This window comes from Pseudomonas sp. HD57-3 (assembly GCF_056113135.1).
Map to the genome: position 1 here is coordinate 3,990,579 of NZ_CM148568.1, position 25,849 is coordinate 4,016,427.

At 58.3% G+C, this 25,849-nt stretch carries 28 protein-coding genes; 11 read left to right on the forward strand and 17 right to left on the reverse strand.

The window, feature by feature from the left end:
- Positions 1-68: 68 nt before the first annotated feature.
- From AC0R79_RS17765 to gspG, 8 genes are all read right to left on the reverse strand, one after another.
- Positions 69-1,178 (reverse strand): substrate-binding domain-containing protein, encoded by a 1,110-nt coding sequence (locus tag AC0R79_RS17765; protein WP_375747285.1) that lies wholly within the window; start codon positions 1,176-1,178, stop codon positions 69-71.
- Between the two features lie 349 nt (positions 1,179-1,527).
- Positions 1,528-2,739 (reverse strand): type II secretion system inner membrane protein GspF, encoded by a 1,212-nt coding sequence (gene gspF / locus AC0R79_RS17770; RefSeq protein WP_085603127.1) that lies wholly within the window; start codon positions 2,737-2,739, stop codon positions 1,528-1,530.
- On the reverse strand, positions 2,739-4,145 hold the full coding sequence (gspE, locus tag AC0R79_RS17775) for a type II secretion system ATPase GspE (RefSeq protein WP_039768906.1): 1,407 nt from the start codon (positions 4,143-4,145) through the stop codon (positions 2,739-2,741). The genes gspF and gspE overlap by 1 nt, the downstream gene beginning before the upstream one ends.
- Positions 4,142-6,493 (reverse strand): type II secretion system secretin GspD, encoded by a 2,352-nt coding sequence (gspD, locus tag AC0R79_RS17780; protein WP_474730941.1) that lies wholly within the window; start codon positions 6,491-6,493, stop codon positions 4,142-4,144. Before gspD ends, gspE begins: the two co-directional genes overlap by 4 nt.
- Positions 6,490-7,035 carry a type II secretion system protein GspM gene (gene gspM / locus AC0R79_RS17785; RefSeq protein WP_474730944.1) on the reverse strand — a complete coding sequence of 182 codons (546 nt, stop codon included), beginning with the start codon at positions 7,033-7,035 and terminating at the stop codon, positions 6,490-6,492. The genes gspD and gspM overlap by 4 nt, the downstream gene beginning before the upstream one ends.
- Positions 7,028-8,173 (reverse strand): type II secretion system protein GspL, encoded by a 1,146-nt coding sequence (gene gspL / locus AC0R79_RS17790; protein WP_474730946.1) that lies wholly within the window; start codon positions 8,171-8,173, stop codon positions 7,028-7,030. Before gspL ends, gspM begins: the two co-directional genes overlap by 8 nt.
- A complete protein-coding gene (gspK, locus tag AC0R79_RS17795; protein ID WP_474730947.1) occupies positions 8,170-9,123 on the reverse strand; it encodes a type II secretion system minor pseudopilin GspK in 954 nt (317 codons plus the stop codon). Before gspK ends, gspL begins: the two co-directional genes overlap by 4 nt.
- Positions 9,124-9,131: 8 nt before the next feature.
- Positions 9,132-9,590, reverse strand: a complete 459-nt coding sequence (gene gspG, locus AC0R79_RS17800; RefSeq protein ID WP_474730950.1) for a type II secretion system major pseudopilin GspG — start codon at positions 9,588-9,590, stop codon at positions 9,132-9,134.
- A 146-nt stretch (positions 9,591-9,736) separates the two neighbouring features.
- Between gspG and gspI the strand changes: the two genes are divergently transcribed.
- From gspI to AC0R79_RS17825, 5 genes are all read left to right on the forward strand, one after another.
- Positions 9,737-10,117, forward strand: a complete 381-nt coding sequence (gene gspI, locus AC0R79_RS17805; RefSeq protein ID WP_474730952.1) for a type II secretion system minor pseudopilin GspI — start codon at positions 9,737-9,739, stop codon at positions 10,115-10,117.
- A gap of 300 nt (positions 10,118-10,417) precedes the next feature.
- Positions 10,418-11,569 (forward strand): integrase core domain-containing protein, encoded by a 1,152-nt coding sequence (locus tag AC0R79_RS17810; RefSeq protein ID WP_474730954.1) that lies wholly within the window; start codon positions 10,418-10,420, stop codon positions 11,567-11,569.
- Between the two features lie 445 nt (positions 11,570-12,014).
- Positions 12,015-12,377 (forward strand): DUF6124 family protein, encoded by a 363-nt coding sequence (locus tag AC0R79_RS17815; RefSeq protein ID WP_007959368.1) that lies wholly within the window; start codon positions 12,015-12,017, stop codon positions 12,375-12,377.
- Between the two features lie 763 nt (positions 12,378-13,140).
- On the forward strand, positions 13,141-14,250 hold the full coding sequence (locus AC0R79_RS17820; protein ID WP_474730956.1) for a hypothetical protein: 1,110 nt from the start codon (positions 13,141-13,143) through the stop codon (positions 14,248-14,250).
- Positions 14,251-14,253: 3 nt separating this feature from the next.
- Positions 14,254-14,823, forward strand: a complete 570-nt coding sequence (locus tag AC0R79_RS17825) for a LemA family protein (protein WP_474730959.1) — start codon at positions 14,254-14,256, stop codon at positions 14,821-14,823.
- 176 nt (positions 14,824-14,999) lie between these two features.
- Here AC0R79_RS17825 and AC0R79_RS17830 read toward each other — a convergent pair whose 3' ends face one another.
- Positions 15,000-15,359 (reverse strand): DUF6124 family protein, encoded by a 360-nt coding sequence (locus AC0R79_RS17830; RefSeq protein ID WP_474730962.1) that lies wholly within the window; start codon positions 15,357-15,359, stop codon positions 15,000-15,002.
- A gap of 548 nt (positions 15,360-15,907) precedes the next feature.
- On the opposite strand from AC0R79_RS17830, the gene AC0R79_RS17835 reads away from it, so the two are divergent.
- The 3 genes from AC0R79_RS17835 (at position 15,908) to AC0R79_RS17845 (ending at position 18,047) form a co-directional block, all read left to right on the forward strand.
- Entirely contained in the window at positions 15,908-16,390 is a 483-nt protein-coding gene (locus tag AC0R79_RS17835; RefSeq protein WP_474730964.1) for a GNAT family N-acetyltransferase, read from the forward strand.
- Between the two features lie 235 nt (positions 16,391-16,625).
- Entirely contained in the window at positions 16,626-17,375 is a 750-nt protein-coding gene (locus tag AC0R79_RS17840) for an HNH endonuclease (RefSeq protein WP_474730967.1), read from the forward strand.
- Positions 17,376-17,459: 84 nt separating this feature from the next.
- Complete coding sequence (locus tag AC0R79_RS17845; RefSeq protein ID WP_474730969.1) at positions 17,460-18,047, forward strand: hypothetical protein; 588 nt, start codon at positions 17,460-17,462, stop codon at positions 18,045-18,047.
- A 142-nt stretch (positions 18,048-18,189) separates the two neighbouring features.
- On the opposite strand, the gene AC0R79_RS17850 is transcribed toward AC0R79_RS17845, so the two are convergent.
- The 4 genes from AC0R79_RS17850 to AC0R79_RS17865 form a co-directional block, all read right to left on the reverse strand.
- Complete coding sequence (locus AC0R79_RS17850) at positions 18,190-18,903, reverse strand: hypothetical protein (RefSeq protein ID WP_474730972.1); 714 nt, start codon at positions 18,901-18,903, stop codon at positions 18,190-18,192.
- 147 nt (positions 18,904-19,050) lie between these two features.
- Positions 19,051-19,962, reverse strand: a complete 912-nt coding sequence (locus tag AC0R79_RS17855; protein ID WP_474730974.1) for an ATP-binding protein — start codon at positions 19,960-19,962, stop codon at positions 19,051-19,053.
- 131 nt (positions 19,963-20,093) lie between these two features.
- Positions 20,094-20,699, reverse strand: coding sequence for an AlbA family DNA-binding domain-containing protein (locus tag AC0R79_RS17860; RefSeq protein WP_474730977.1), 606 nt, complete (start codon positions 20,697-20,699; stop codon positions 20,094-20,096).
- 102 nt (positions 20,700-20,801) lie between these two features.
- Complete coding sequence (locus AC0R79_RS17865) at positions 20,802-21,233, reverse strand: type II secretion system protein N (RefSeq protein WP_474730980.1); 432 nt, start codon at positions 21,231-21,233, stop codon at positions 20,802-20,804.
- Between the two features lie 132 nt (positions 21,234-21,365).
- Here AC0R79_RS17865 and gspH point away from each other — a divergent pair, with 132 nt between their 5' ends.
- Positions 21,366-21,818, forward strand: a complete 453-nt coding sequence (gene gspH, locus AC0R79_RS17870) for a type II secretion system minor pseudopilin GspH (RefSeq protein WP_011334577.1) — start codon at positions 21,366-21,368, stop codon at positions 21,816-21,818.
- Positions 21,815-22,423, forward strand: coding sequence for a prepilin-type N-terminal cleavage/methylation domain-containing protein (locus AC0R79_RS17875; RefSeq protein WP_474730982.1), 609 nt, complete (start codon positions 21,815-21,817; stop codon positions 22,421-22,423). Before gspH ends, AC0R79_RS17875 begins: the two co-directional genes overlap by 4 nt.
- Here AC0R79_RS17875 and AC0R79_RS17880 read toward each other — a convergent pair whose 3' ends face one another.
- From AC0R79_RS17880 to AC0R79_RS17890, 3 genes are read right to left on the reverse strand one after another with little or no spacing between them, the layout of a single operon-like run.
- Positions 22,424-23,362 (reverse strand): FecR family protein, encoded by a 939-nt coding sequence (locus AC0R79_RS17880; protein WP_474735136.1) that lies wholly within the window; start codon positions 23,360-23,362, stop codon positions 22,424-22,426.
- A 33-nt stretch (positions 23,363-23,395) separates the two neighbouring features.
- Positions 23,396-23,947, reverse strand: a complete 552-nt coding sequence (locus AC0R79_RS17885; protein WP_474730983.1) for an RNA polymerase sigma factor — start codon at positions 23,945-23,947, stop codon at positions 23,396-23,398.
- Positions 23,944-24,618 carry an STN domain-containing protein gene (locus tag AC0R79_RS17890; protein ID WP_474735138.1) on the reverse strand — a complete coding sequence of 225 codons (675 nt, stop codon included), beginning with the start codon at positions 24,616-24,618 and terminating at the stop codon, positions 23,944-23,946. The genes AC0R79_RS17885 and AC0R79_RS17890 overlap by 4 nt, the downstream gene beginning before the upstream one ends.
- 195 nt (positions 24,619-24,813) lie before the next feature.
- Between AC0R79_RS17890 and AC0R79_RS17895 the strand changes: the two genes are divergently transcribed.
- Positions 24,814-25,128 (forward strand): hypothetical protein, encoded by a 315-nt coding sequence (locus AC0R79_RS17895; protein WP_443576418.1) that lies wholly within the window; start codon positions 24,814-24,816, stop codon positions 25,126-25,128.
- 147 nt (positions 25,129-25,275) lie between these two features.
- Here AC0R79_RS17895 and AC0R79_RS17900 read toward each other — a convergent pair whose 3' ends face one another.
- Positions 25,276-25,716: a carboxymuconolactone decarboxylase family protein gene (locus tag AC0R79_RS17900; RefSeq protein WP_096820026.1), complete on the reverse strand. Its 441-nt coding sequence runs from the start codon at positions 25,714-25,716 to the stop codon at positions 25,276-25,278.
- Positions 25,717-25,849: the final 133 nt, after the last annotated feature.

Genomic DNA, 25,849 nt, shown 5'->3' on the forward strand with positions numbered 1-25,849 from the left:
TGTAGATCGGCCAAAAAAAATGGCAGCAGCCCGAAGGCTGCTGCCATTTCATTGCCGTGAAGCGAGGCTTACAAAGGACGGCCGACAGCGTTGCAGACGCTGGCGTTGTTGATGTCCAGGTTGTTGCCCGAGGTGTTGGTGACGAAGTTGGCAGTCACAGCCGCTTTCCAGTTGGTTGGAACCGGCGTGAAGCTGTGAGCGATGGTGGCAGCGTTGTTGCCCGGGTTGCTGTAGTGAGTGGTCAGGAAGGCTTTGACATCAGCGGCCACGGCTGCGTCCTTGTAGCACTGGCCGAAGATGAAGTTGGTGTAAGCCACGATCGGGTAACCGCTGGCTGGGTTAGGAACGACCGGTACCCACTGCGAAGGGGTCGAAGGGGTGGTTGGCAGAGCAGCCGAACCCAGTGCCAGCGAAACGTTGGCGGTGGTTGGCTGTACGCCGTTGACGCGAGCAACCACTGCGTTGCTGGCGGCGTTCACACCGTCCGGACCGACGTAACCGATGGAGCCGTCAACAGCGTTGACCTGCGTGGCCACGTCAGCAGTACCGGCAACGCCTACCCAGTTCGAAGGCAGGGTCGAACCGGCTGGCAGACGAGCGCTGGTGAAAGTGGAGTTGGTGGCGAACTTGGTCGGGCAGATTGCGTTCAGGTGACGGGTCAGGATTTCCGAAGTGCCGCTGGAAACGTTGCGATAAACAACGCGGATCGGCGTGGTGTCGGAAGTGCCCAGCAGAGCGCCCCAGGTTGTTTTGGCGCCGGAGAAGGCATCGCACAGCTGAGCGCTGGTCAGGTTCAGAGCGGTCTGACCGGATTTTTTGTAAGGGATCGCGACCGAAGTGGCCACCGAAGGCAGCTGGATCAGCGGGCCGTACGAAGCACCGAAGTTGGCGTTGTAGGTGCTGATTTCCGAAGCGCTGAGGATCGAGTCGCTACCGGCGAAGTGAACCGAACCGGTGGTGCTGAACAGTGCCGAGTTGTTGGTCAGGAAAGCGGTCTTGCCAGTGCCGCTACCGGTACCCACGTAGCTGAAGTTGGCTGGCAGGATGCTGTTGGCAGAACCTTTGTACAGAGCGGCAGGCAGAGTCGCGCCACCACCGGTAACGTTGGCGGCCATGGCCTGGGCGGAAGCCAGGGCAGCGACGGTCAGGGAAGCTGCGATCAGAGTGCGCTTGAACATGAAGAATCTCCTTTTCAACGTTGGTTGTGAACACAGGTTTTCAGGGGTCTTGCATGACACTGGGAAGACTCACCGCCGACCTTCGCAAGCGGGGGTCCGTGGTTAAGTCGCACTGAGAAATTCGCAGTTTCCGGTGACAGATAAAGGAAAAAACCTCGGGAGGTGCGAGGTGATTTTCGAGGGATTTTCTCGGGTGTTCTGGTGGCTGTCGGGAGCGTCTGCGGCAAGCTTTTCGAGGGAATCGGCCACAGCCCTTGAAGGGCCGTTGCAGATGACAGAAAGGAGAACCCGAGGATGCTGTTTTTGGCGCTCGGGTGAGATCAGACGCCGGTAAAAAAAGTTGAGAAAACTACTGCACCAACTGGTTGATCTCGATGATCGGCAACAACACCGCCATCACGATCACCAGCACCACCCCGCCCATCACCACAATCATCAGCGGCTCCAGCAACGCGGTCATGCCCATCGCCCGACGCTCGATATCGCGGGACAGGGTTTGCGCAGCACGTTCAAGCATCGGCGGCAGCGCACCGGTTTTCTCGCCGCTGGCGATCAGGTGAATCAGCACCGGTGGAAACACGTTCTCCACTTTCAGCGCGGCCGCCAGGTTCACGCCCTCGCGCACCTTCGCGGTGGCCTCATTGACGCTCAGGCTCAGACGATCATTCGACAAGGTCTGCCGTGCCGCTTCCAATGCCCGCAACAACGGCACCCCGGCACCGCCGAGAATCGCCAGCGTCGAGGCAAACCGTGCGGTGTTCAGTCCCAGCACAAAGCGCCCGATCAACGGCAACTTCAGCACCCGATGATGCCAACTCAAACGCGCCGCCGGGTTGCGCAGATACAGGCGCCAACTCCAGAACGCACCGGCCATGACGCCCGCGCACAACCAGCCCCACGCGCGGATGAAATCACTGGCATTGAGCATCGCCAGTGTCAGCCCCGGCAGATCCTGTCGCGCCTGGGAAAACGCGCTGACCACCTGCGGCACCACATAACTCAGCAGGAAAATCACGATGCCGATTGACACCAGCCCGACCACGCCCGGATAGATGAACGCGGTGAGAATCTTGCCGCGCAGGTTGTTGCGTTCCTCGATGTAATCCGCCAGCCGTTCCATCACCTGCGCCAGATCACCGGACTCCTCGCCCGCCGCAATCAGCGCCCGGTAAATCTCCGGAAAATCCCGTGGTCGCGCCGCCAGCGCTTCGGCCAGGCGCATGCCGCTGCGCACATCGGCGCGCACGGCGCTGAGGGTGTGGGCGATGTGCTTTTTCTCGGCTTGCTCGACCGTGGCGCTCAGCGCCGCTTCCAGCGGCAGACTGGCACCGAGCAGGCTCGACAGTTGCCGGGTGGCCCAGGCCAGATCGTTGTCCGACAGCCGCGCACTGAACATTCCACCGCCGCCATGCTGGGAGACGTTGCTTTCCTTCTCCACCGACAACGCCGTCAAACCACGACCGCGCAGCACGCCAAACGCAGCGCCCTGACTGTCCGCCTCCAGATGCCCGGATTCGATCTTGCCGCTGGCATCGGCGGCTTCAAAACGATAGCGATTCATCAGGCGTCCCGTGTCACACGAAGGATTTCTTCAGGGGCCGTGGCACCGCTGCGAATCCAGCGTTCGCCGTCCTCGCGCAGGCTGAACATCCCGGCCTTGCTCGCCGCCGCGCGCAACGCCTGCTCCCCTGCCCCTTGGTGAATCAGGGTGCGGATGTCGTCATCGATGCAGAACAATTCGTGAATGCCGGTGCGGCCGCTGTAACCGGTGTGATTGCACGCAGCACAACCGACCGGGCGCCAGGTGCCGGGCGTCGCCGGATCTTCCTGTTTGCACTGATTGCACAGGCGCCGCACCAAGCGTTGGGCCAGAACTCCAAGCATCGACGAGGCCAGCAGAAACGGTTCCACGCCCATGTCGACCAAGCGGTTGACCGCCGACACTGCGTCGTTGGTGTGCAGGGTCGCGAGCACCAAGTGACCGGTCAGCGAAGCCTGCACCGCGATCTGCGCGGTTTCGAGGTCGCGGATCTCGCCGATCATGATGATGTCCGGGTCCTGCCGCAAAATCGCCCGCAATGCCAATGCAAAAGTCATGTCGATCTTCGCGTTGACCTGAATCTGGCTGATGCCCGGCAAGTCGTATTCCACCGGGTCTTCCACGGTGAGGATGTTGCTGGTGCTCGCATCGAGCCGCGCCAGCGCCGCATACAGACTGGTGGTCTTGCCGCTACCGGTCGGGCCGGTGACCAGCACAATGCCGTGGGGCTGACGGATCAGGTGATCGAGTTTGGCCAGCACCTGCGCGTCCATACCCAGAGTTTCCAGATGCAGGCGCCCGGCCTGCTTGTCGAGCAAACGCATCACCACCCGCTCGCCATGGCCGGTCGGCACCGTGGAAACACGAATATCGATCGGCCGCCCCGCTACGCGCAACGCAATCCGGCCATCCTGCGGCAGGCGTTTTTCAGCAATGTCGAGCTGCGCCATGATCTTGATCCGCGACACCAGCGCACCGTGCAACGCCTTGCGCGGCGACACCACATCACGCAGCGTGCCGTCGACCCGGTAGCGCACCACCGAATGGGTTTCGAACGGTTCGATGTGAATGTCACTGGCCTCGTCCCGCGCCGCTTGCGTGAGCAAGGCGTTGATCATGCGGATCACCGGCGCGCCGTCCTGAGTGTCGAGCAGGTCGGTGATTTCCGGCATGTCCTGCATCAGGCGGTCGAGGTCGACTTCGTTTTCCGCCGCGCCAACCACCGCCGCCGCGCTGCCGGTATCGGCATAAGCAGTAGCGAGCAAGCCGTCGAGTTCGTCATCGCGCACCCGTTCAAGCTTCGCCGCGCCGAACTGCCGGCGCACTTCGCTGATCGACCAGCCCGGCGTCGACGGGCACACCGTCAGCACGCCGTCGCGCAGCAGAATCCGCTGCGCCTTGGCCCAGGCGTAAGGCAATGCGCTCATTGCAGCGGCACCGCTTTGATGGTCGCGCGCGGGCCGGACACCGGCGCCGGCACGCCTTGGGCAGTGGCCGGCAATTGCGGCGCCTGCATGTCCGGCATCGCCCAACTGCGCTCCGGTTGCAGACCGCCCTGAGCGCGGCGCATGAAGTCGTAGCGGTTGAGCGTGATGCTGCGCCCCGCCGCGCTGTCGCGAATGATGTACGGGCGCAGGAACACCATCAGGTTGGTCTTGGTGATCGAGCGACGCTCGTTGCGAAACAGTGCGCCGATCCCCGGAATGCTCGACAACCAAGGCACCGCGTCATTGCTCTGGCTGTAGCCGTCCTGCAGCAGACCGCCGAGCACCATGATCTGCCCGTCGTCGAGCAGGATGCTGGTGTCGAGCGCGCGTTTGCTGGTGACGATCCCCGCCGAATTGGCCGCCGCCGAAGCGCGTTCGTCGATGCTGCTGACTTCCTGATAAATGTCGAGCTTCACCGTGCCGCCCTCGGAAATCTGCGGCCGCACGTTGAGCTTCAAACCCACCTCTTCACGGGTCACTGTCTGGAACGGGTTGTTGCTGGTGCCCCCGCCGCCGGTGACGTAGCTGCCGCTGACAAACGGGATGGTCTGGCCGACGAAAATGCTCGCGGCTTCGTTATCCAGGGTCAGCAGGTTCGGCGTCGACAGCACGTTGGTGCCGCCCTTGCTCTTCAGGGCCCGGGCCAGCACTTTCAGATCGAGAATCTTGCCGATGCCGGGGATGTCTACGGTGCCGTTGACGTAGCCGAGGTTCAGGCCTTGCGGCAACACATCGAGGCTGGTCTTGCCGTTGACGTTGATCCCCGAGCCGCCGAGGTTGGCGCCGCCAATCACGCCTTTGCCGCCGAGGTTGCCGGTCTGCCACTGCACGCCGAATTCGCTGGCGTCGTCCTCGCCGACTTCGACGATCAGGCTTTCGATCACCACTTGCGCGCGGCGCTGGTCGAGCAGGTCGATGACTTCGCGCAGGTTGCGATACAGCGGTTCCGGCGCGGAAATCAGCAAGGTGTTGGTGGTCGCATCCGCCTGAATGGTCACGCCGCCGGCGCTGAACGCGACGTTCTGATCGCTACTTTGCGCATTGCCGCTGCCGCTGGTGGCGCTGGTGCCCTGGGCATAACTGCCGCCGGTGCTGCCGTTGTTGGTGGTCGAAGTCGAGCCGTTGGTTTGCGTGCCGCTCTGGCCGTTCTGACCACCGCCCGAGTTAGTGGAACTGCCCATATTGCTGAGCACCGAACGCGCATTGTCGCTGGTGCCGCTGTCGCTTTCGCCGGTCAACAAACCGCGCAGGGCCTGGGCCAGTTTTCCGGCCTGAGCGTTGCGCAGATACACCACGTGCAGGTTGCTCGGATTGCTCTGGGCGTTATCGAGTTTGTAGATCAGGTTGCGCGCCAGCTCCGTGCGCTCGGGGCTGCCGGCGCGAATGATGATGGTGTTGGAGCGCGGGTCGCCGATCACCGCGATTTTCTGCGTCGGGTCATTGCCCGGTGCGTCGAGCAGGTCGGCGACCATCGGCGCGATGTCGGCGGCGATGCCGTTCTGGATCTGCACCACGTCGGTGTCGATGGCGCTCGGGGTGTCGATGCCCTGAATCAGTTGCGCGACCCGCGTCAGGTTTTCCGCGTAGTCGGTGACGACGATAGTGTTGTTGCCCGGATAGGCGTTGATCGGGTTGTTCGGCGACACGATCGGGCGCAGCACCGGGATCAGGTTCACCGCGTTCTCGTATTGCAGGCGGAACGTGCGGGTGAGCATGCCGTTGCCGGCCGGTTTGTCGGCGCTGTAGATCGGCCCGCCAAGCAATTTGGCATCGGCCTCCGGCACCACCTGCGCCACGCCGCCGACGTCCACCACGCTGAAACCCTGCATGCGCAGCGCCGCCAGCAACATGTCGTAGGCCTGATGCGCCGGCACCTGGCCTTCGGAGACCAGCGTCAGGTTGCCCTTGACCCGAGGATCGACCAGAAACTGCTGGCCTGTGGAACGCGACAACGCCCGCACCACCGCCTGAATATCCGCGTCGACAAAATTCAGCGTCACCGGTTGATCGCCCAGCGGATTTGCCGGCAACGTCGTGCCCCGCGCCGAACCGCCACTGCGGGCGCGCTCGGTGATGTTGTGCAACTGCTTCGGCGCAGGTTTTACCTGAGCCTGCGCACGCTCGCGATCGAGCACCGCGTCGCCACTGCGCTGGGTGTTGGCCAGCGGCCGGCCGAGTTCGCTGTCCACCAGCAGCGGCGGTTGATTCGGTGGCGTGGTGTTGCTGCACGCGCTCAATGCCATCAGCAGCATCGGCAACGCCATGCGTTTGGACCCTGACCCCTTCATGAAGCTTCCTTAGCGCCCAGCGCCTGATCCATGCGTACGGTGCCCGACAGTGTGCCGGCGGTGTCATCGGTCGCGGCGTCGTCTGCGCGTTGCAGACGGGCCTCGACCACTTGCAGTGAAAAATTCCGGGGTTGGCTCAGCAGCCAGTCGAGCACGGCGTCGGCAGGTGCCGCGTCGAAGGTCAACTGCCAACCGGCGGACGCGGCCGCCAATTGGTAATGGCCGCCCAGTCCGCTGGCCTGCAAGGTTTGCTGCAGCGACTGCTCCAGGTTCTGCCCGTCGGAGCGCACACTGACGTCGCGCAACAGCACTTCCAGCGCTTCAGCCTGGGCGCGCAGTTTTGGCGTTTCGACTTGCGAGGCGGCGATCTTCTTCAGCGGCGGTTGAACCAACGCCACCCACACGAACAGCCCCAGCAACAGCGCCGCCATACCGCCGACCATGCGTTTTTCCCGCAACGCCAATGGCTGCCAACGGGCCTGCAACTGAGCATTGAAGCGCTGCCAACCGGCGCGGTATTTCGCAAGCGAGGGGCTATTCATCTTCGGCTCCGCTGCTGTCGTCGTTGTCGGTGGCGGCGATCGCCTCGCCGGCCGGGCGCAAGACCCAGCCGTCGTCATTCGGGCTGATGCTGATACCGGCCTGGGCCAGCGTGCCTTGCCAATCCTTGTCGTTGCCCGAACGCCGGGCCTCGGGCAGCAGACTCAATTGCAACGCGCCGTCGACAAACTCAAGCCGCTGCACCGTGCCGGCCATCGACGGCATGCCGCTGCCGGCCTGCAACACGAGCTGCGTGAAGTCCTGACCCGGCGCATCCACAGCGCCTTGCTGGCGAGCCGCGATTTGCTGACGGGCCTGTTGCAGCGGATTGAGGATCACCGGCAACTCCGGGAACGCCTGCTTCACCCGCTGCGCCATCTGCGCCTTGAGCTGCTGGCCCTGCCCGGCCTCTCGGGCGGCGTACAGGTTCAAACCGATCACCCACACCCCCAGCGCCAGCGCACAGCAACCGAGCGCCCTGCCCCAGCCGCGATGTTCGGTGCCCGGTTGCTGAAGGCCGCCGTGCAGGCCCCAACTCGGCAACGGGCCGGCGCAACGTTGCGTGTCGGCCAATATCGATTGCACCGCTTCCGGCGCGCCGTTACCGATCCAGTGCGCCGGCAGACCGGTTTCCAGCAGCCAGGCTTCATCGATCATCGGCTGCACCTGCGCCGCATTCGGGCCGTGGCGCAGCAACAGATGATCGTCGTGCAGACAACCGACACCGCCCGCCATCACCGGCAAACTGTAGGCCGCCGGGTACAGGCCTTTGAGGTTCAAGCCGAATTGCCCGAGGTGCTGCAAATCCTTGCGTGAGACCCAGGCAATCTGCACCTGGCCGCTTTCATTGCGGGCACTGTGAGCGATGTGCATGTCGGCGCTGTCGCCGAGCATCAACGCCTGCGCCGCACATTGCACCGCCGCAGCGGTTTTGTTCGCGGGCAGCGGCGGCAGATCAATGCTCGCCAGCAGGCTGTCCGACGGGTGCAGAAAACACACCAGCGGTTGCTTCGGCAGCGCGCCAAGCCGCACGCGTTCCTGGCGAACGACCTGCCCCTGGCGATCCAGCCAAACACAATCCACTTCACTGTCGAGACTCAGCTCCGCCAGCGGCGGCAAACTCACGCGCAACTGGCTCATACGCCCACCCGCGACCAGATCACTTGTGGCAAACGATCCTGACTGCGATGCAGCAACGCATCGAGGCTCACCCGTCGCTGATCCCGCCGCGCCTGCCCGCGCAGCCGGAACCAGTCGCTGGTGATACCGACCTTGACGCTGGTGATCTCCAGTTGCGGCAGTCGCAGGCGATTGACGAAATCCCCGCGATTGATGAACCAGCGCCCGGCGTCACGCTCATTGATCAACGCCTGCGCCCGCTCCAGCGACAGCCCCGGCACATAAGCCGCCAACACCGGCGCGGTGGCCGTGTTGCCGTTGAGCCAGGTGGTCGCCGGAATCACCGTCAGGTACGGCGCCAGTTTCGCCAACAGCGCATCGTTGACCCCGTCGACACTGCGCAAATCGTCAAGCGTGCGCAGCATCGGCAAGGTCGGCGGTTGCGGTTTGCGCGACGCGGACGGCGACGTGGCGCGCCCACTGTCGAAAGTGTTTTTCGCCACAGGCTTGTCCACCACTTGGGCATTCAGCAGATGCGGATAAGAGCCGATCACCCGCTGACTGATGCGCCGACTCAAGCCGCTGCTGACACCCATCAACTCGCACAAGCGCTCGAACGCCTGCACCTGCGCATCATCGATCCGCTCGTTGGCCACCAGATTGCGCAGGTTGAACTTGCCCTGCTCGTCCTCCAGCCGCCCCTCGAAACCCTGGGTGTTCAACCGCTGCGCCCAGGGTTGATCGAGCCGGGTCAACGGATCGCGCTGCCGTGCGTCCCACAACAATTGCCGACTGATCTCCAACCCGCCGTGCAGCACCCAGCGGCCCTGCACGCGCAGTTGTTCGGCTTCCAGCGCCCGGGTCGAAACGCTCTGGCGAGTCAGCATGCCGGCGGCGATCACCGCGACCACCGCCGCGATCAGCAGCGCACTGATGATCGCCATCCCCTGCTGGTTCGATTGGCTGTTCATGACCGGCCTTACAACTGCCAGGAACCGATGTCGGCATTCACACCGTCGCCGTCAGGCTGGCCGTCGGCGCCGAGGGAAAAGATGTCGATCTCGCCGTTGGCACCGGGATTGAGGTACTGATAAGGACGACCCCACGGGTCATTCGGCAGACGCTCCAGGTACGAGCGCCAGTTGGTGTTCTTCGCATCGGCCGGCCGCTCCACCAGCACCTTCAGGCCCTGGCTCTGGCTCGGGTAAGTGCCGTGATCGAGGCGATACAGCTTGAGCGCCTGCATCAACCCGCCAATGTCCTGCTTCGCCGCCGTGGCCCGCGCCTGATCCGGCCGGTCGAGCACCTTGGGCACCACCATCGCCGCCAGAATCCCGAGAATCACCACCACCACCATGATTTCGATCAGCGTAAAACCCCGCTGCCCACGGGGCATCCGGCTCGGTCGACTGGGCTGTTTGAACTGCGCGATATCCATCTCGTCATTCCCTGGCTTGATTCGATTCGACGCGCAGTGTTGCAAGAAGATATGTCAGGGATGTTGAAAATCCTCGGGTGTTTTCGTCGTCAAGCCGTCAAGCACGGGCGTTAGCGTCAAGGGCTGCCCGACTGCCCGAGCCCCCGATGCGCACCCCCTCCCCGCAAGCCGGATTCACCCTGATTGAAGTGCTCGTCGCGCTGGCGATCATCGCCGTGGCCATGTCCGCCGCCGTGCGCGTGGCAGGGTTGATGACGCAGAGCAGCGGGGTTTTGCGGGATCGATCTGTTGCGATGATTGCGGCGCAGAGTCGGATGGCGGAACTTCGGTTGGAGGGGCGATTGCCGATGGGGGTTAAGGCGGTGGAGTGTGATCAGGGGCGGTTGTTGTTGCGGTGTGAGCAGGTGATTGGGGGGGCGGAGAATGGGCGGTTGCTCAAAATTGGCATTCAGGTATTTGATCGCAACCAGGATGCGCCGCCGCTGGCGAGGCTGGAGACGTTGCTTAGCCGCCCCGAGAATCCCTAAGCCTCCCAAAGCGTCAGACCGCTCGTATGTAAGCGAATCGACCGTGGGAAATTTCCGATACCAACCTGAAGATCTTCACCAACTCGCACCAACCGTGTTGAACCCAAAATCGACGTGAGCGCTTGCCTCCAAATACATAATCAACTCGGTCGCCCAGGTCGATGTACAACGCCAGACACCTCCGTCGGCCCCCTCTCCCTCCGGGAGAGGGCTGGGGTGGGTAAAGACCGGGTACATCCTTTACGTTTGAGACCGGGGACATGGTTTACAGGTATCAATCATGGTCAGGAGGTGCTGACCATGCCCTGGAATCAAGAGTCCCCGATGGATCAACGAGTGAAATTAGTCAGTGACTGGCTCAGTGGCAGCTACACCAAGAGCCAATTGAGCCGGCGTTATGGGGTCAGCCGGCCAACCGTCGATAAATGGCTGGATCGGTATGCAGCGCTCGGTGTGGATGGCTTGAAAGAGCAATCCCGCAAGCCTTTGAACTGCCCTCATCAAACCCCGGATGAAATCATCGCCACATTGCTGGCCAAGAAAAACGAGCATCCTGATCGAGGCCCCAAACAGATCATTGATCGCCTGCGAAAGTCCGATCCACAGATCCCATGGCCGGCCGCGAGCACTGCTGGGGAGTGGTTGAAGAAGGCTGGCTTGGTCATTGCGCGGCGCCCCTATCCTTTGCGCCCGCGTGCTCCGACGCATTTACGCCCGGCCGATGAACCCAACCAGACCTGGTGTGCCGACTTCAAAGGGCAGTTCAGGATGCAGGACGGTAATTGGTGCTATCCGTTAACCATTACCGATCAGATGAGCCGCTATCTGCTGCTCTGCCGGGCGCTGCCCGGCACGCACAGTGAGCCGACGCGGCAGGGATTCGAATGGGCTTTCCGGGAGTTTGGATTGCCGGACGTAATCCGCACCGATAACGGGGCGCCTTTCGCATCGACAGGTTTGGCGCGGCTGTCGAAGCTGTCCGTCTGGTTCATCAGGCATGGCATTCACATCGAGACAATCACGCCAGGGCGTCCTGACCAGAACGGTCGACACGAACGGATGCATCGCACTCTCAAAGCAGCGGTACTGCGGACACCTGCGGAAAATCTCGTACGCCAGCAGCTGGCCTTTGAAGAGTTCGTTCAGGACTTCAACCATGATCGACCACACACCGCACTGGGTATGAAACCGCCGGCTTCCGTCTACAGACCTTCGTTGCGCCCGTACCCGGGCTACTTGCCCGCGGTCGAATATGGTCCTGATGTTGAGGTACGCAAGGTTCGCTCGAACGGCGAGTTCAAGTGGAAGGGGCAACGAATGTTTCTGGGCGAGGCGCTGATCGGCGAGGACATCGCGCTGAAGGAAGTGGCTGATGACGTGTGGGAGTTGTACCTTTGCAACTTCTGTTTAGGCAGGCTTGAACGCGATGCTAAGCGCGTATCAAGCCTGTAAAAGGTGTAAACGATGTCCCCGGTCTAATGTGTAAAGGATGTACCGGTCTCTACAGTGAGGGCCGCTTGTTGAACCACCCGTTTACCCACCCCAAAAACCCCGTTTAAAAGACACCCACCGTTACTTCCCCAAGGCTACACAACCTTGCGTCATTACCTACGACTACGCCAGAATCCGCCGGCTTGTGCGTCTAATGCGCGGGTCTTATCGTTCCCGGGTCACTGAAAAACAGTGATCGGGTTTGGTAGCCCGACCTCCCATATGACGCATAACGTCACCTAGCGCAGTTGCCCTTTCGGCATTTGTCTTATGGTGGCCATGCGCAGGGCGCCCTCGGGCGCGCCGGATTTTCCATATGGGCCGGTCTACCAACCTTCGTATGGCCACCACCACTCGTTTGGTAGCGAGAGTGATGGCTCCTTAAGTCCCATATGGAGCTACATCTATGTTCAAACCAACACCAAACCCACCAGAAACCGACCCGGTCTCCCCCTACAAATTCCCCGACTCCCGAACCCTCAACGAAGCCGCCGAACGCGCCCTCGACCACTACCTCACTCCGCAACAACGCATCATGGGCAGCCACCACAAACACGATCCCATGTACCTGGCCAACCCGGCCTACAACACCGAATCCCTCCTGGCCAATGCCAGCGAATCATTGGGATCGGCGAGCGAAATGCTCAATAACTTTGCAGCTACATTGGAGCCTGCCCATCGCAAGACTGCGATCGGGATTGCGCAGTTGGTGATGTTGAGCGAGTTGGCGGTGAATCAGGCGCTGGATCATGTTGAGGTGAAGGCGTAAGCGGTTGACCGCTATAGCTCAATAGGCGGAAAGAAATCGCGGAGCTTGTCAGGTGTAACTGACAGGCTCCGCCAAAGAGACGGTGAGATTTTTTCCGGCACGCTTCAACGACATATTGAGACATCACCCATTTCCGCCATTCACGATCGACTGCTTTTGGCCATTAGCGACCGTTGTCTCTACACCGAGCGTCGAGTAAAACGGGTTATCCAATTCCCGATACTGAAGCGAATTTATGATTAATGGCCATGGTCAACGTGTTTGTAATCGATGCGGCGAGCTCATTACGGCTTACTGCCCATCGGTTGAAACACTAGCGATCATTGGGGTCTTCCACGAGAAGGGTGACCAGGCAGTAGTAGATGAGATAGTCCGTCGAGAAAATGTTAATCCGGATGTCGTTTGGGAGTACTTCCGCCATCGAATCGCAACTCAGTGCGAGCAAAAGCTTGCCCACTGCCCATACTGCGCAGGGCAGTTGAGGACTTGGCGTGCGCGCCAATGCATGCATTGTTTTCGAGACTGGCACTGACGCAAAGCGGTTATCGAGCTGCCGGATGCGCCTCCATAGCCAACGCCCAATTCCCCCAGGTTTCAACGTCGCACATGATCTCTCTCAAGCAGAGGCCAGAAGCCATCATTGCCATGAAAATGGTATCGTCCCCTCCTTTTTCAAATTTCTGACAGTTCATGAATATCGTTGAATCCTCAATCCGGGCCGTTGCTACCGCACCGGGCATCGCTGAATCAATGGATACCTGACATGCCCAACACGTCGCAGAACGCGAGATTTAGCGAGTTGCTGGCTGTAAACGAAGCCAGTACTGACAGCGCTGAATCCACAGCCGACCTATTGAAGGTGATTTACGAGTTCGCCTCGTACGATGGCCCGCTCAAATTCAATTGCACACGCGCATGGTGGTTTTTTGGTACTGGCCTGCTATTGATAGCGGGCGCTGTAGCCCTTTTTTGCTATATCGACACCTATCAAGTGGTTTCTTTTTTTCGCCGTCTGCAAATTGAGCCTGGCTTGGTCGGCGCTGTCACTGGTGTGCTAGGCATCGGGTTCGCCATTGGGAGCATGAAATGGATGAAATCCAAGGCTGATCGCTTGCCATCGCTCAGCCGCAAAATTGCTGCACTGTCCTCCTACTTCCACAACAGGTTGATGTACCTGGAAGAAAACTCGCACTGCACCCTCCACGAACTGGATACGCAATTTGGTGACTACAGGCGGGGCAACTACAGCCGCGAGTTGGTTGAGTCGTTAGAGGGCGTGTTTACCGGCAAGCTGCGCGATCTCCCTTATCACTACCGCCATTTGCACTACGTCAACAAACGGACGGAGCAAGTCACGGTGACCGACAAAGATGGCAAAACCAGAACGGAGACTCGAGTGGTGTATGACCACTACGACCGGTACAGTCTGGTTTTCGACTTTCCCTGGATCACCGGGATATCGGTCAGATCCGATAACCAATCAGAGAACGACTATTCATGGCCGATGGACACGGCATCTCCGGACTTCAATAAATCGTTCTGTTTGACAGGGCAGAGCGAGATACTCTGCGCGAAATTCATCAAACCTTCGACAGTGCTGCATTTGTTGAAGCTATTTGAAATCCTCGATCGTCCGAACCTGGAGTTCTCCGACGATGGCTTGTTCTGCCTCAGCTTCGCGAGCAGCGACCTGCTCGCGTTCAGCACAGAGTATTCGCTGGCTTCACCCAACGAGTTTTACGCAGAAATTGCTGCGGGCGTAAAACTGCCGCGCCTGAAGTCTGTGCTCCAATGGAGCCACGCACTCTCTGAGCTGCACGATGACAACTTTTCCTTTACCGCCTCTCCCCCAAACAAATGCAAAGAGAAGTAAGCCATGGACATTGCACTCATCCTCTCCGCTGTTATCGCTGTAATCATCATTTTGGTGGGGTTGGGCATCTACAACAACATCATTGCCCGACATAACGGGGTACAACGTGCCTGGTCGGACGTCCTGGTTTACGAACGCCAGAAGACAAAAGTGCTCGATCAGCTGCAAAAAGTGCTCGCAGATTTCATGGTTTTTGAGTCCAGCCTCCTCGAAAAAATCACCGGCCTTCGCAGCGCCGTCTACGCCCTTCCTGCTGGCGCGAACGGCAACGCACTCACCAACGTTGAAACCGCGTCGAGGGAGGTGATGGGTGGTTTGCACATCGCTTTCGAGGCTTACCCTGACCTGAAAGCATCCGAAGCAGCCAACAACATGATGCGTGAAATTGCCGAACAACAAGAAAACGTCGGAGCGGCCATCACCATCTACAACCGCAACGTCGAACTGTTCAACAACGGCATCGAAATGTTCCCAGCCTCAATCGTCAATGGCCTGTTCAACAAGAAAACCCGCGTAACACCGTTCACTGATACCGAAGCTTCGCAAGGCTTCTCCTACACCCCGAATATCTAAAACCCGTAGTGCTTCAAACCATCACCCGTGAGGGTGATGGTCGACCACCTCCCTCCTTGGCCGAACACGATGTCCGTGACCAACCCATAACCTTGTGGGAGCCAGCCTGTTGGCGATAGCGGAATATCAGGCAACAGAAACAGCGCATATGCCATCGCTGCCAGCCCTGCCCCGCATCACTCCGGCAATTGCAAATTATCCAACGCCCGATTCACCGCCAACTCCCCGAGCATGATCAACTGCGCAATGCCCACCAATGCCCGACGCTGCGAGGCCGGCACCAGACTGGCGATGTTTTGGGCAATGGTTTGGGCCGAAGCGAGAGTTTCACTGGCATCAATCAGCAGTTCTTCGTTTTTATTGTCCGCAGTCACGGCATACATCCCGCGGGTTCTGCGTGGGGGCGGCGTGGAGCCGGGCGGACAGAGGTAATGGTCGAGCGCGCGGTCAGCGGCTTCGTGGAGTTTTTTGGAATCGATGGATTCGTAGGGGGAAACCGATTCGGTTTCGGGCGGGTTGGGTGTTGGTTTGATCATGGTGAAGCTCCATTTTTATACCTGGTGGAACCACCAACACCTGTCGCTAAACAAGTAAGGGTGGCAGCTGTACGCGGGTTAGCGAACCGAGAGGTATAAGACCCGGCAGACCCGAAGGTCTCCCACGCACAGCCACCATATCGTCATCGCAAAAATCTGCGACAAACTGGAGCGTCGTTGAACTTATACCTGGTCAGGTCGCTAAACCCGGTCGCTGGGTTGCCAGCGACACGTAGACGATAAAGACCAGGTACAAAGCGCACAAGCCGGCGGATTCTGGCGTAGCTGTAGGCAACGGCGCAAGGATATGTAGCCTGAGAGAGTGTCTGGAGATGTCTTTTTAAACATTGGTGTTTATCGGAGTTTTCATTGCGTCCCGGATCTCACGACAGCCCCGTCCCCTTGCCCCAACAAAACGTAAGCGTCCGGCGAACACATCCCCCTGAAGCTGATACGGAGCCGTCGCCTCCATTGAACCGAAGCAGTAGTGGTTATGCGGAATCTGTTCTCTGCATAATGACTGACCGGCCATGTTTAGGGTGCTTGTCATGCCAGCCTCCGCTGATCAAAACTCCGCTGTCGTTTTATGCGCAGCTTCCAATAACGACCTGGAAGATCTGGTAGCCATCAGGATTGAGGCCATGCGCGAGAGCCTTGAACGGCTTGGACGATTTAACCCAGATCGTGCGCGCGAACGGTTTGTTGCTGGGTTCGACGTTAACAGCACTCGCCGCATAGAAGTCTCAGGTGATCTGGTCGGTTTTGTCGTAATCAAAGACCACCAGAGCGAGCTTTTGCTTGACCACTTGTATGTGTTACCCAGTGCTCAAGGAGCAGGAATCGGCTCTGAAGTGCTTACTCAGATCTTCAGAGAGGCTGATGAGATCGGGCGTCCCATCAAGGTCGGTGCTCTCAAGGAAAGCGCTTCAAATCGTTTTTATACTCGCCATGGCTTCGTGTTCGTCGAAAGCGGTGAATTCGATAATTATTATGTCCGGGCTAACGGTAATGCCGGTGATTTGGGCGACTAGGCCGATCTTGATACGGCGGCCGGTCAAACGTTGCACCGTAAGATGGGCATCCACCTGTGCGGCAATAGGTCGGAAACGAAGTTATTTGAGTATCCCTGATTTGCCCACAGCAGCCAGGACAACCATAGAACAAGGGGACAGATTTATTTTCCAGAAAATAGATCGGTCCCCTTTTTTCTAAATCATAGATATTTACAGTCGACTAAAAAAAACCTGTAACAAAGGAGGTTGAAACATGACGCTCGACCGCGAAGGACGGACCCTATTGACCTATCTCGTTGGCAAGCTCCCACAGATAACACCAGGCAGACCACAGGGTTATGTGGGGTACAAAAAAGTTCACGATGATCTAGGGCTAGCAATGGAGCGCGGAACTTTTGGCGAAAGCTTACAAGCCCAAGGCTTGAATAATTTGGCAGCGTGGACAGCTGAACTGGAGCTGCCTGCAATTACAGGGTTGATCATTGATCGCGACCCCGGGAAGATGCGCCCCGGTCCCGGCTACTTCAAGTTGTTCGGTCGAAGAGACGAAGACTACCCGTGGTGGGAAAGCGAAATCAGGAAAGCGAAGGAGTTCGACTGGGCACAATTTATAGCGAACGACCCACCGCCCCCAACTCCGCCAGCGATTGACTTATCAGAGCCACCGGGTCGCGTAGAAACCACCGTGAGCCGCATCATCCGCGATAGCCTCCTCTCCCGACGCGTAAAATTACTACACGACTACAAATGCCAGCTATGCCAGCATTCTATCGAGTTACCGACCGGCCTATTTTATGCGGAGGCGCATCATCTTCAACCGCTCGGCGCACCACATAATGGGCCCGATATCGAAGCAAACCTCATATGCCTATGTCCAAATTGTCACGTCGAACTCGACTATGGCGCCCGCAGCCTGCGTATTGAAGACATCACAGTGAGTTCCGAACATACGATTGACGAACGGTTCATCACCTATCACAACGAAAAGTGCTACAAGCAATAGATCAGCACTCAAAGTAGACGGACATATTTTCTGGAGACAGACCCGTACCTTTTTCCAACAGATAACAAACAAGGAGCTGAAAGCATGGAACCTGGAAAAATAACTGAAATAGATATCAATATAAAGGAGCTAGCAAACACTGAAATTTTGATAGCTGCTGCAGAAACAGAAGATGAAATGGGATGCGTACTTCGATTTCATTTAATGCTAGAACGACTCCTAGATTTCTACTTAAGAGAGAAGTGCAAAGGTGAAATTGCTATTTACGCAAAGCCGCCAAGAGATTTTGGGCAAAAATTAGGTTTAGCCACCGCATTCGGTTTACCCCTCCAAATTGCCGCAGTGATCCATCATGTAAACGGCATGCGCAACAAGTTAGCCCACGGATCAAAAAGTGCAATTGACAAAGGAGACATTCAGCAATTGTCGAGACTCGTGAACCTTTTGTCAGCTATTGACCCTGAGTTCCACCCAGTAGAAAAAAGATACATCATAATTTATTCAAAGAACCCCGATGAAAAAATAAAACATGGAACAGGCGAGCCTCGCATCGACTTCTTAATTGCCAGCTTCGCATTTTGGGCGGTATCGACAAAAGCGCTCGTCATGGAAGCTGCGTTAAACAAAGCAGCACAAACAATACAATCAAACAAATCCACCGAAAAACATTAAACTGCACCAATTAAAAAAGTACCGAACCACTCTAAAAAAGGAACCACAAGGGGACTTATTTATTTTCTGAGAAATAAATAAGCCCCCTTTTCTACTTCTTTTCTACTTTTCCAATTACCGGCAGCACTCACCTATCGAGCATTCATAACTGAACATACGCAGTTTCAAAATCACTGATCGCTTTGTTTACTTTGTATCGAAGCATCAGCGATGCGGAAAGCTTTACCATTGCTTCAAACAGGATATGCCCTGATTGAATCTGGCATTGACCAACACAATGTCCAGCATATCCGCCGGTTTCATATGCGTAGACGTTGTAGAAAACCCTGCCTGACTCCCTTCTCAATCCGGCTGTGAGAAGTGCGACAGCGCCGTCTGCCACTTGGGGCTCAGGCCGTGAAAACTCTAGGACGTCATCGAACGGAATGAACATAGCTGAAGAGGACATTACAAATAGACTCGCAATATCCAATGCTACTTCAACGTTTTTTAGCTCAGGTGTGGCGTACTCGTGCTCAAGGAAATTTCGCATATCGACAACTTTACGTAACAGACTTGGCGCCAATAATCCAAGTGCCCTTACTCGCTCGATCTTTTTTGGCACGTTCCATCTAAGTGATGGATAGCCAAAGGAGATCAGTAACTGATCAAGCTGTCCGACAATGGCTCGTTTCAAATTGGTCGTTGCGTTCACAAGCGCCGCCAACCCTCCCCGCTCAAAATCTTCCTCTGCCAAAACCAAAAATTCCATTGGAGAAATTTTCAGATCCGTCATTCCAAAACTTCCACCTCCTAACGCCACTCCACTTTTACTCAAGTCAAATCCATGAGTGACGCAAAACTCTTTGATATCCATCTCAGCTCCTGGCTAATCGTCGAGTCGAAATCAGTGTATCAGTGACGAAATGGCCCACCTAAGTAAAAAGGGGACTGATTTATATTATGAAAATAAATCACCCCCCTTTTCCTTCAGTGCGTACCAATCAAGCCTCAGATATCACTTCTACCCCTCACTTGATACCAAATCTACTACTTTTTTCCTGTACTTCGTGCCACCACGCAAAGTCCCCTCCACAGGTTCAAGTAGTTGCTGCTGCACCATCCTTTGAATGATTGCTCTCATTCGATGTTGCGTTTCGACGGGGTAGAGTTTCCTCGCCTGCTTATTCGTAATTGTGTCGTTTTTATTCAAATACTCAAGGATCATTTCGTCAGCCGTGGCGAGCGACTCATGAGGAATGATTACAATGAACGCTGTCTGACGCTCTTGGAAAACTGGATCTTTCAGCCTTACGCCTCTCATCGCTTCGACTGCAGTGTTAAGCCCTTCGCCCATATCCTTATTGGGTGGATCAGGAAATTTGTTAATCAACCGATTGATCTGACCATTACGAATTGCCCGAGCATCCAAGATGTTATCAACAGTGACTTGACCCGCTAGACGCCCGGGGCTTTCAACTTCAATCCGGTTGTCAAAGACCCTGATGTGGACATGATCTGGAAGGCTGTAGTCACGGTGAATAATCGCATTTGTGATGATTTCATGAAGAGTTTCATGAGGGTATTTAGCGAGCTCAAGGCCATCTCGTCCTTGAACCTGATGCGCTTCAACCATTCTCTTGGTTTTTTCAACAGCACTGTGAATTAGGTCGTAAAGCGGCCCCTCAATCGTCTCCGCAGCCCCAATAAGGGCCTCGCGCTGGGCTGGTCCGGAGGTTCGGTATCTGGCGAGTTTAACGCTGCTCCTGTCTGGCAGTGCCGCTTGTGGTAAATCGGAGAAGAGGAGAACACCTGCAACCTTCGGTAATCCGCGACGAATTAAAAGTTCCATATTCAAGAAGTCCAAGGCCTTCCGGTTAGGAATATTCGCGGATAGAAAACTCGCAATGATGTTTGACTTAGAGATCAGTTCCACATCTACGTCGATAGTTTCAGCTTCAAATGAATAAATTCCTTTATCGAGCTCTAGTCTGCGCCGTAATTCTTCCGTATCGATTTTAATCTTTTGAGCATTTCTCCTAAGATAAGGAAAACCATCGCTTGCGATTACAATTCGTGTGGTTTTTTTGCGGCCACATGAAGCACAAGACCATCTCGGCCAGCACAAGAAAGGAACTCGTAAGCAAAATCATCACCCACTGGGAATAATTGTTCGAAAACGTGAATGAATGGATTAGCGTCTTCAGCGTCATTGAACCCATTCCACGAAAAACCAGTATGACTCTCGGAAATACCGATGTAGATATCGCCACCCTCTGCGTTAGCAAATGCAGAAATCGATCGCGTCAGCTTTGCAGGCGCAATTTCTTTTGCCTTAAAATCGAGAAAGTGACCCTCACTTTTCGCGAGAAGGCGCTGCGCTTGCTCCTCGCTAATATCCATAATCAACATCGACTGAACTCCCTTGTCTCGCCTGTCAAATGAGGCGAGGGTACCTGATTTGCTGGTGGGAAAGAAACATGAGGTTATCGAACCTCCAAAACGAGGAGCACAGTTAGCCCCGTCTGTCAAAACCAAAATCAACGAAATGGTCTTGGTCACTGGGAGCCCTAGTAGCGTGCTAGGTTCAGGTCCAAAATATCCATTCACGAATGACTGCTTCTGGCCACTTCCTGCTTGCTGATAACGTCGAATTTTGGCCGAAGAGGACATTTACGACATGCCTCCTCTTGCTGGTCAAAAGCAATCAATCACGTTCCCGGCGATCCAGTACCACCATCCGACTGAAGCGCAAAAATAAATCCCACCAGAAAATCACGGCCTAACCAACCTAGGCATCTCCACCCCCTCCCCCAACCTCTCCACCCCCAACCGCACCCTCTCCCCACCCTGCTCAATCACCACCCCATCCCCCTCCACCGCCACCAACTTCACCCCAGGACTCACCCGCTCCCCCTGCAAAAAACTCCTCGGCGGCCCATCGTTCAAACTCAAAATCGCCACCGCCCCGCGACTCCCCGCCATCACACCGCTGACCTTGATCTCCACCGGCGCCCTGCGATTGGAAAACCACTGCAACGCCGGGTTGTCGCTGCGCGCCGCAAGCAGTTGCGGGGTGGCGGCCGGGGTGTGGGATTCGGCGGTGGTCAGGAGCAGGGATGACCAGGTGGCGATGCCGACCAGGGCGGCCAGCAGTGCGGCGGCCTGGATGATTTGGGGGGGTGAAAAGCGTGCGGTGAATCTCATGGGCTGAATCTCCTTTTAGTCCCGGTGACCAGACTACGCGGCAATTCTCACGGTTTTATTTCACACGCCTTACATGTTGGCCGTGCAGGATGGTTTTTTGGGACGGGCTGGACGCAAGGGAGTGCGCATTCGATGAACCGGTGCAGGCAGCAGGGTTTTACGTTGATCGAGTTGATGGTGGTGCTGGTGATCATCGGTATCGCCAGTGCGGCGATCAGTCTGAGTATCAAGCCCGATCCGTTGCAGTTGCTGCGCAAGGACGCCGAGCGCGTGGCGCAGTTGCTGCAGATTGCGCAGGCCGAGGCACGCGCCGATGGTCGGCCGATTGCGTGGTTGAGCGATGGCAAGGGGTTTCGGTTCAGTCGGCGTAGCGATAGTGGCAAGGGTTTTGATCATTTCGATCGGGACCCGCAGTTGCGGCCGCGTCCCTGGCAGAGTCCGAAGCTTGAGGTGCGGGTGGAGCCGAAGCAGAAAGTGGTGCTGAACGCGGAGTGGATCAATCCGCCGCTGCAGTTGACGCTGTCTGACGGGCTCAATCGATTGAGTGTGCTGCGCGATGCTTCGGGCCGGATTAGCGTGCAATGAACAGACAACAAGGTTTTACGCTGATCGAGGTGATGGTCGCGATTCTGTTGATGGCGGTGGTCAGTCTGATTGCCTGGAAGGGGCTGGACAGTGTTACGCGCGCCGACAGCCATTTGCAGGCCAGTGCTGAGCAGAGCGACAGCCTGTTGCGGGCGTTGAATCAGATGCAGCGGGATGTGGAGATGCGCGCGGGGATCGTGCTGACGGAACCGAAGAAGGTCGGCACCGAGGATGAACCGGCGACGGCCCCGCCTGCCCTTACGGTGCGCAGCAGTGACAGCAAGGGGTTTCGGCTGGACATTATTCGTAGCGCGGCGGATCAGCCGGGGGCGTTGCAGCGGGTGCGCTGGTGGCTCAAGGGGGACACGTTGTATCGCGCGGTCGCGCCGGCGCGCAGTCGCTATCCGTTGCCGGCGCCTACGGCTGGGGTGGCGGTTTTGGGTGAGGTGAGTGATTTGCAGGTGCGGGTTTGGGAGATGGATAAGGGGTGGCGGCAGTTGAGTGGGAATCGGCGGGAGGATCCGTTGGGGTTGGAGGTGCGGTTGACTCGGCAAACACCGCAAGGGCCGGAGAAGTACCGGCAGGTCATGGGACCCTTGCAGTGATCAGCTGAGGACGACTACACCGCCCGGCAACTCGGTGCATTTGACGCCGTAGGCATCGCGGATCAGTGCGCCTACGCCGGCCAGTTGATCGAGGGAGAAACGTGCTTGTACGCGGCGCTGGCCGAGTTCTCGGTTGAGCAGCAGCAACATCCCCGGGCGATAGCGGTTGATCTCATCAATCATCTGACTCAGCGTCGCGCCGTTGAACACCAGCACCTGCTTACGCCAGTTCATTACCGCCGCCGTATCGACGCTTTGCACGGCGCCAACCTGTTGCGCGTCATAGGTCAATTGCTGGCCCGGCTCCAGGCGCAGGCTGCGGCCTTCAACTTCCACATCCACCGCGCCATCCAGGCACGTCACGCAAACCTGCTGATCAAGGTTACGCAGGTTGAACCGCGCCCTGCTCGCCCGCAGCCATCCACCACCGGCCTGCATCGCCATCGGCAACCGCGCTGTCTGCACTTCGACTTCACCGCTGACCAGTTCAAAACCTTGCACGCCCTCATCCACCGAACGCTGGTTGATGCGGGTCTGGGTGTTCAATTCCAGGCTCAAGCCATCGGCCGGTTCTACCCGACGTTGCTGGCCGACTTCGGTGATGTAATCCGCGCCAAGCCCGGAGAACCCGCCCGGGATCGTGCCGCGCACCAGCAGGAACGCTGCTGACGCGGCAATCGCGCCACCAAGAAAGGCCCGGCGTCCAAACCGTCGTGGCGCTTGCGTCGCTTCCGCCGCCGGTTGCAGCAGATGCCACAACGCCTTGCACTCTTCGAAGGCGCGGGCGTGTTCGGGGCTTTGCGCGCACCACTGGCGCAGCGCTCGGGCGTCGGCGACCGTGGCGCGGCCGGAGGTCAGCAGGATCAGCCAGTCGCGGGCTTCGCTTTGCAGACGCTCGGCAGGCGTGGGCTCGGCAGGTGTCAGACGGAAGATGTTCAAACGCACAGGTACTCGACGGGTTGATCGGGAGCTTCATTCACTAGACGGTTTTCCGGCCCCGCGACCGAACCGCTGAAACACTTTTCTTTCCAGTTTGGCCGCGCAGTGTCCGAGGGCAGCCTTGATTTCCTTCTCGACCATGCGCGTGGAAATGCCGAAACGCTGGGAGATTTCCAGGTGCGGCGCTTCTTCCAGGCGTGCGGCGATGAAGATCCGGCGGCGCCGGGCCGGCAGCTCGTAGAGGGCACTGAGCAGGGACTGGATTTCCTTTTGGCCGCCGACCACGCGCATCGGGTCGAGCGCTTCGTCGCTGACTTGCAGCAGTTCTTCGACTTCGCTGCCGGTGAGCAGTCGCGCATCAGCCTGGCGGCGGTCGGCGGCAATGTTCAGGGCCATGCGATAGAGGTAGGCGTTGGGCCGCTGCAGGTTTGGCGGCGCTTCCATCCGGTCGACCCGCAGGTAGGTTTCGTGCAGCACGTCGTTGGCCAGGTCCTCCGAGCCGAGACGGCGTCGCAGGCGCACCCGAAAGTCCTCGTAGGACGTCAGGAACAGCTGGACCATCGAACTTTGTCCGGCGTCTTTCATCCCCCGGAAACTCCTTCCCATTTTGTGCATTCCATGCGCTTTCCTGACGATTCGGGTAACAACAGCAACGTGACTGGCTGGCGCAATGCGCCGGGTGTCGGCCGGTCGATTTTCAGCGTGTGAAAACTGTCTACCAGCGCTGCATCGCGCCGAACATCGCCGGTGGTGGTGACCAACCGGTTGTGCTGCACCACGCCGTCGCGGCCGATCCACAGCTGCAACACCGCACGAAAACTGCCGGGCCGGGTCAGCGGCGAGCGGCACAGGTTGCGTTCAATCGCGGCCTGCACCGCTGTGGCGTAACTGCGGTTGACGGCTGCGCTGGCGGGGGTGGGTTTCTCCGCCGGCAATGGCACTTCTTCAACTTGCGCCACTTGCAAGGTGAACGCGTCGTCGCGACTGTACTTGGCCATCAACCCGCTGCCGCCGAGCATCCGGCGCAACGCTTCGGCGGCGGTGAATTCGCCATCCACCGCCAACGAACGTCGACCGCGGCTCAACTGGCTGTCGACCAGCACCGCCATGCCCGTGGCGCGGCTGAACTGATCGAGGGCGCGGGCGAGTTCCTGGGCCGGGATGTGCAGCGTCATGCGCATCGTCGCCGGCATCGGATCGGCGCTGGCGCGGCTCAGAAACAAGCCAAGCAGCAGCCCCAGACAGAGCTGGCGCATGAGCGCTGAGCGCACAACATCCTCCCTGGCACGGCCTCGCTGCACGGCTGATGTATCCCTGAAAACCGTCATCCTGAGGGCTGTTTATGAATCTGGTGTGACGGCCACTGCAAAAAAACCATCACGGGATCGGCGCCACCGTTGCACTAGACTCTTGAGCTAGAGCGGCCCCTTCGGGCCGGCCAGGAGGCAGGCATGAAATCAGTCTGGAAAGTCGCCCTCGGCGGGTTGTTGCTGACGGTGTTGGGCGGCGCACACGCGGAGGAACCGCTGGGCTGCGTCGAGGTGACGGTGGGTGGCTACAAGGCACCGAATTACGATTGCCTGAGCCAGCAGATGGGCAACAACCCCGACGGCGCGGCGGCTGCGCAGAAGAATCAGGAAGCGATGAATGTGCCGGTCAACAAGCGGCCGCCGAATCAGGTGGGACTGGCGACGCCAGCGGCCACCAGTACGCGGATGGGCAACACGTTTGGCACGTCGGTGAAACCGCAGCGGCCACCGAACTAGTTTCGTAGATCGTCTTGATCGTTCCCACGCTCCTGCGTGGGAATGCAGCCCGTGACGCTCCGCGTCACTGGACGCGGAGCGTCCCCAGAGGCATTCCCACGCGGAGCGTGGGAACGATCACCATGTGGGGGGGAAGATGGCTCGTGATCAATCGCTGGGAATCTGGCGAAAGCTCACCGCCAGACGATTCCAGCTGTTGATGGTGCTGACAGCCATGGTCAGGTCCACCAGTTCCGTCTCGTTGAACTGTTCCCGCGCCTGCTGGTAAACATCGTCAGGCACCCGGCTGTCCGCCAGCAGCGTGACGGCCTCGGTCCAGGCCAGTGCAGCCCGTTCGCGCAGATTGAAGAAGCCGCTGTCACGCCAGACGGCGATGGCGTACAGCCGTCGATCCGTCTCCCCTGCCCGCCGCGCTTCCACCGAATGCATGTCGGTGCAGAACGCGCAGCCGTTGAGTTGCGAGGCGCGGATCTTGATCAGGTGCAGCAGCGGCGCCTCGATGCTCAGGCTGCTGGTCAGCGCTTCCAGGGCAATCATCGCTTTCATGGCTTTGGGTGAAGCGCTGTAGTAATCCAGACGCGGGGACATGGGCGGGCCTCGGGCAGCAGAAGAGTGATTTCACGGTAAGCGCTGGCTCGGCAACGTTACAGCCCCAATTTCACGAAAAAACGGCAGACCACTGAACCGGAGGCCAATTCACGGTTTTTCGACCACGCAACTT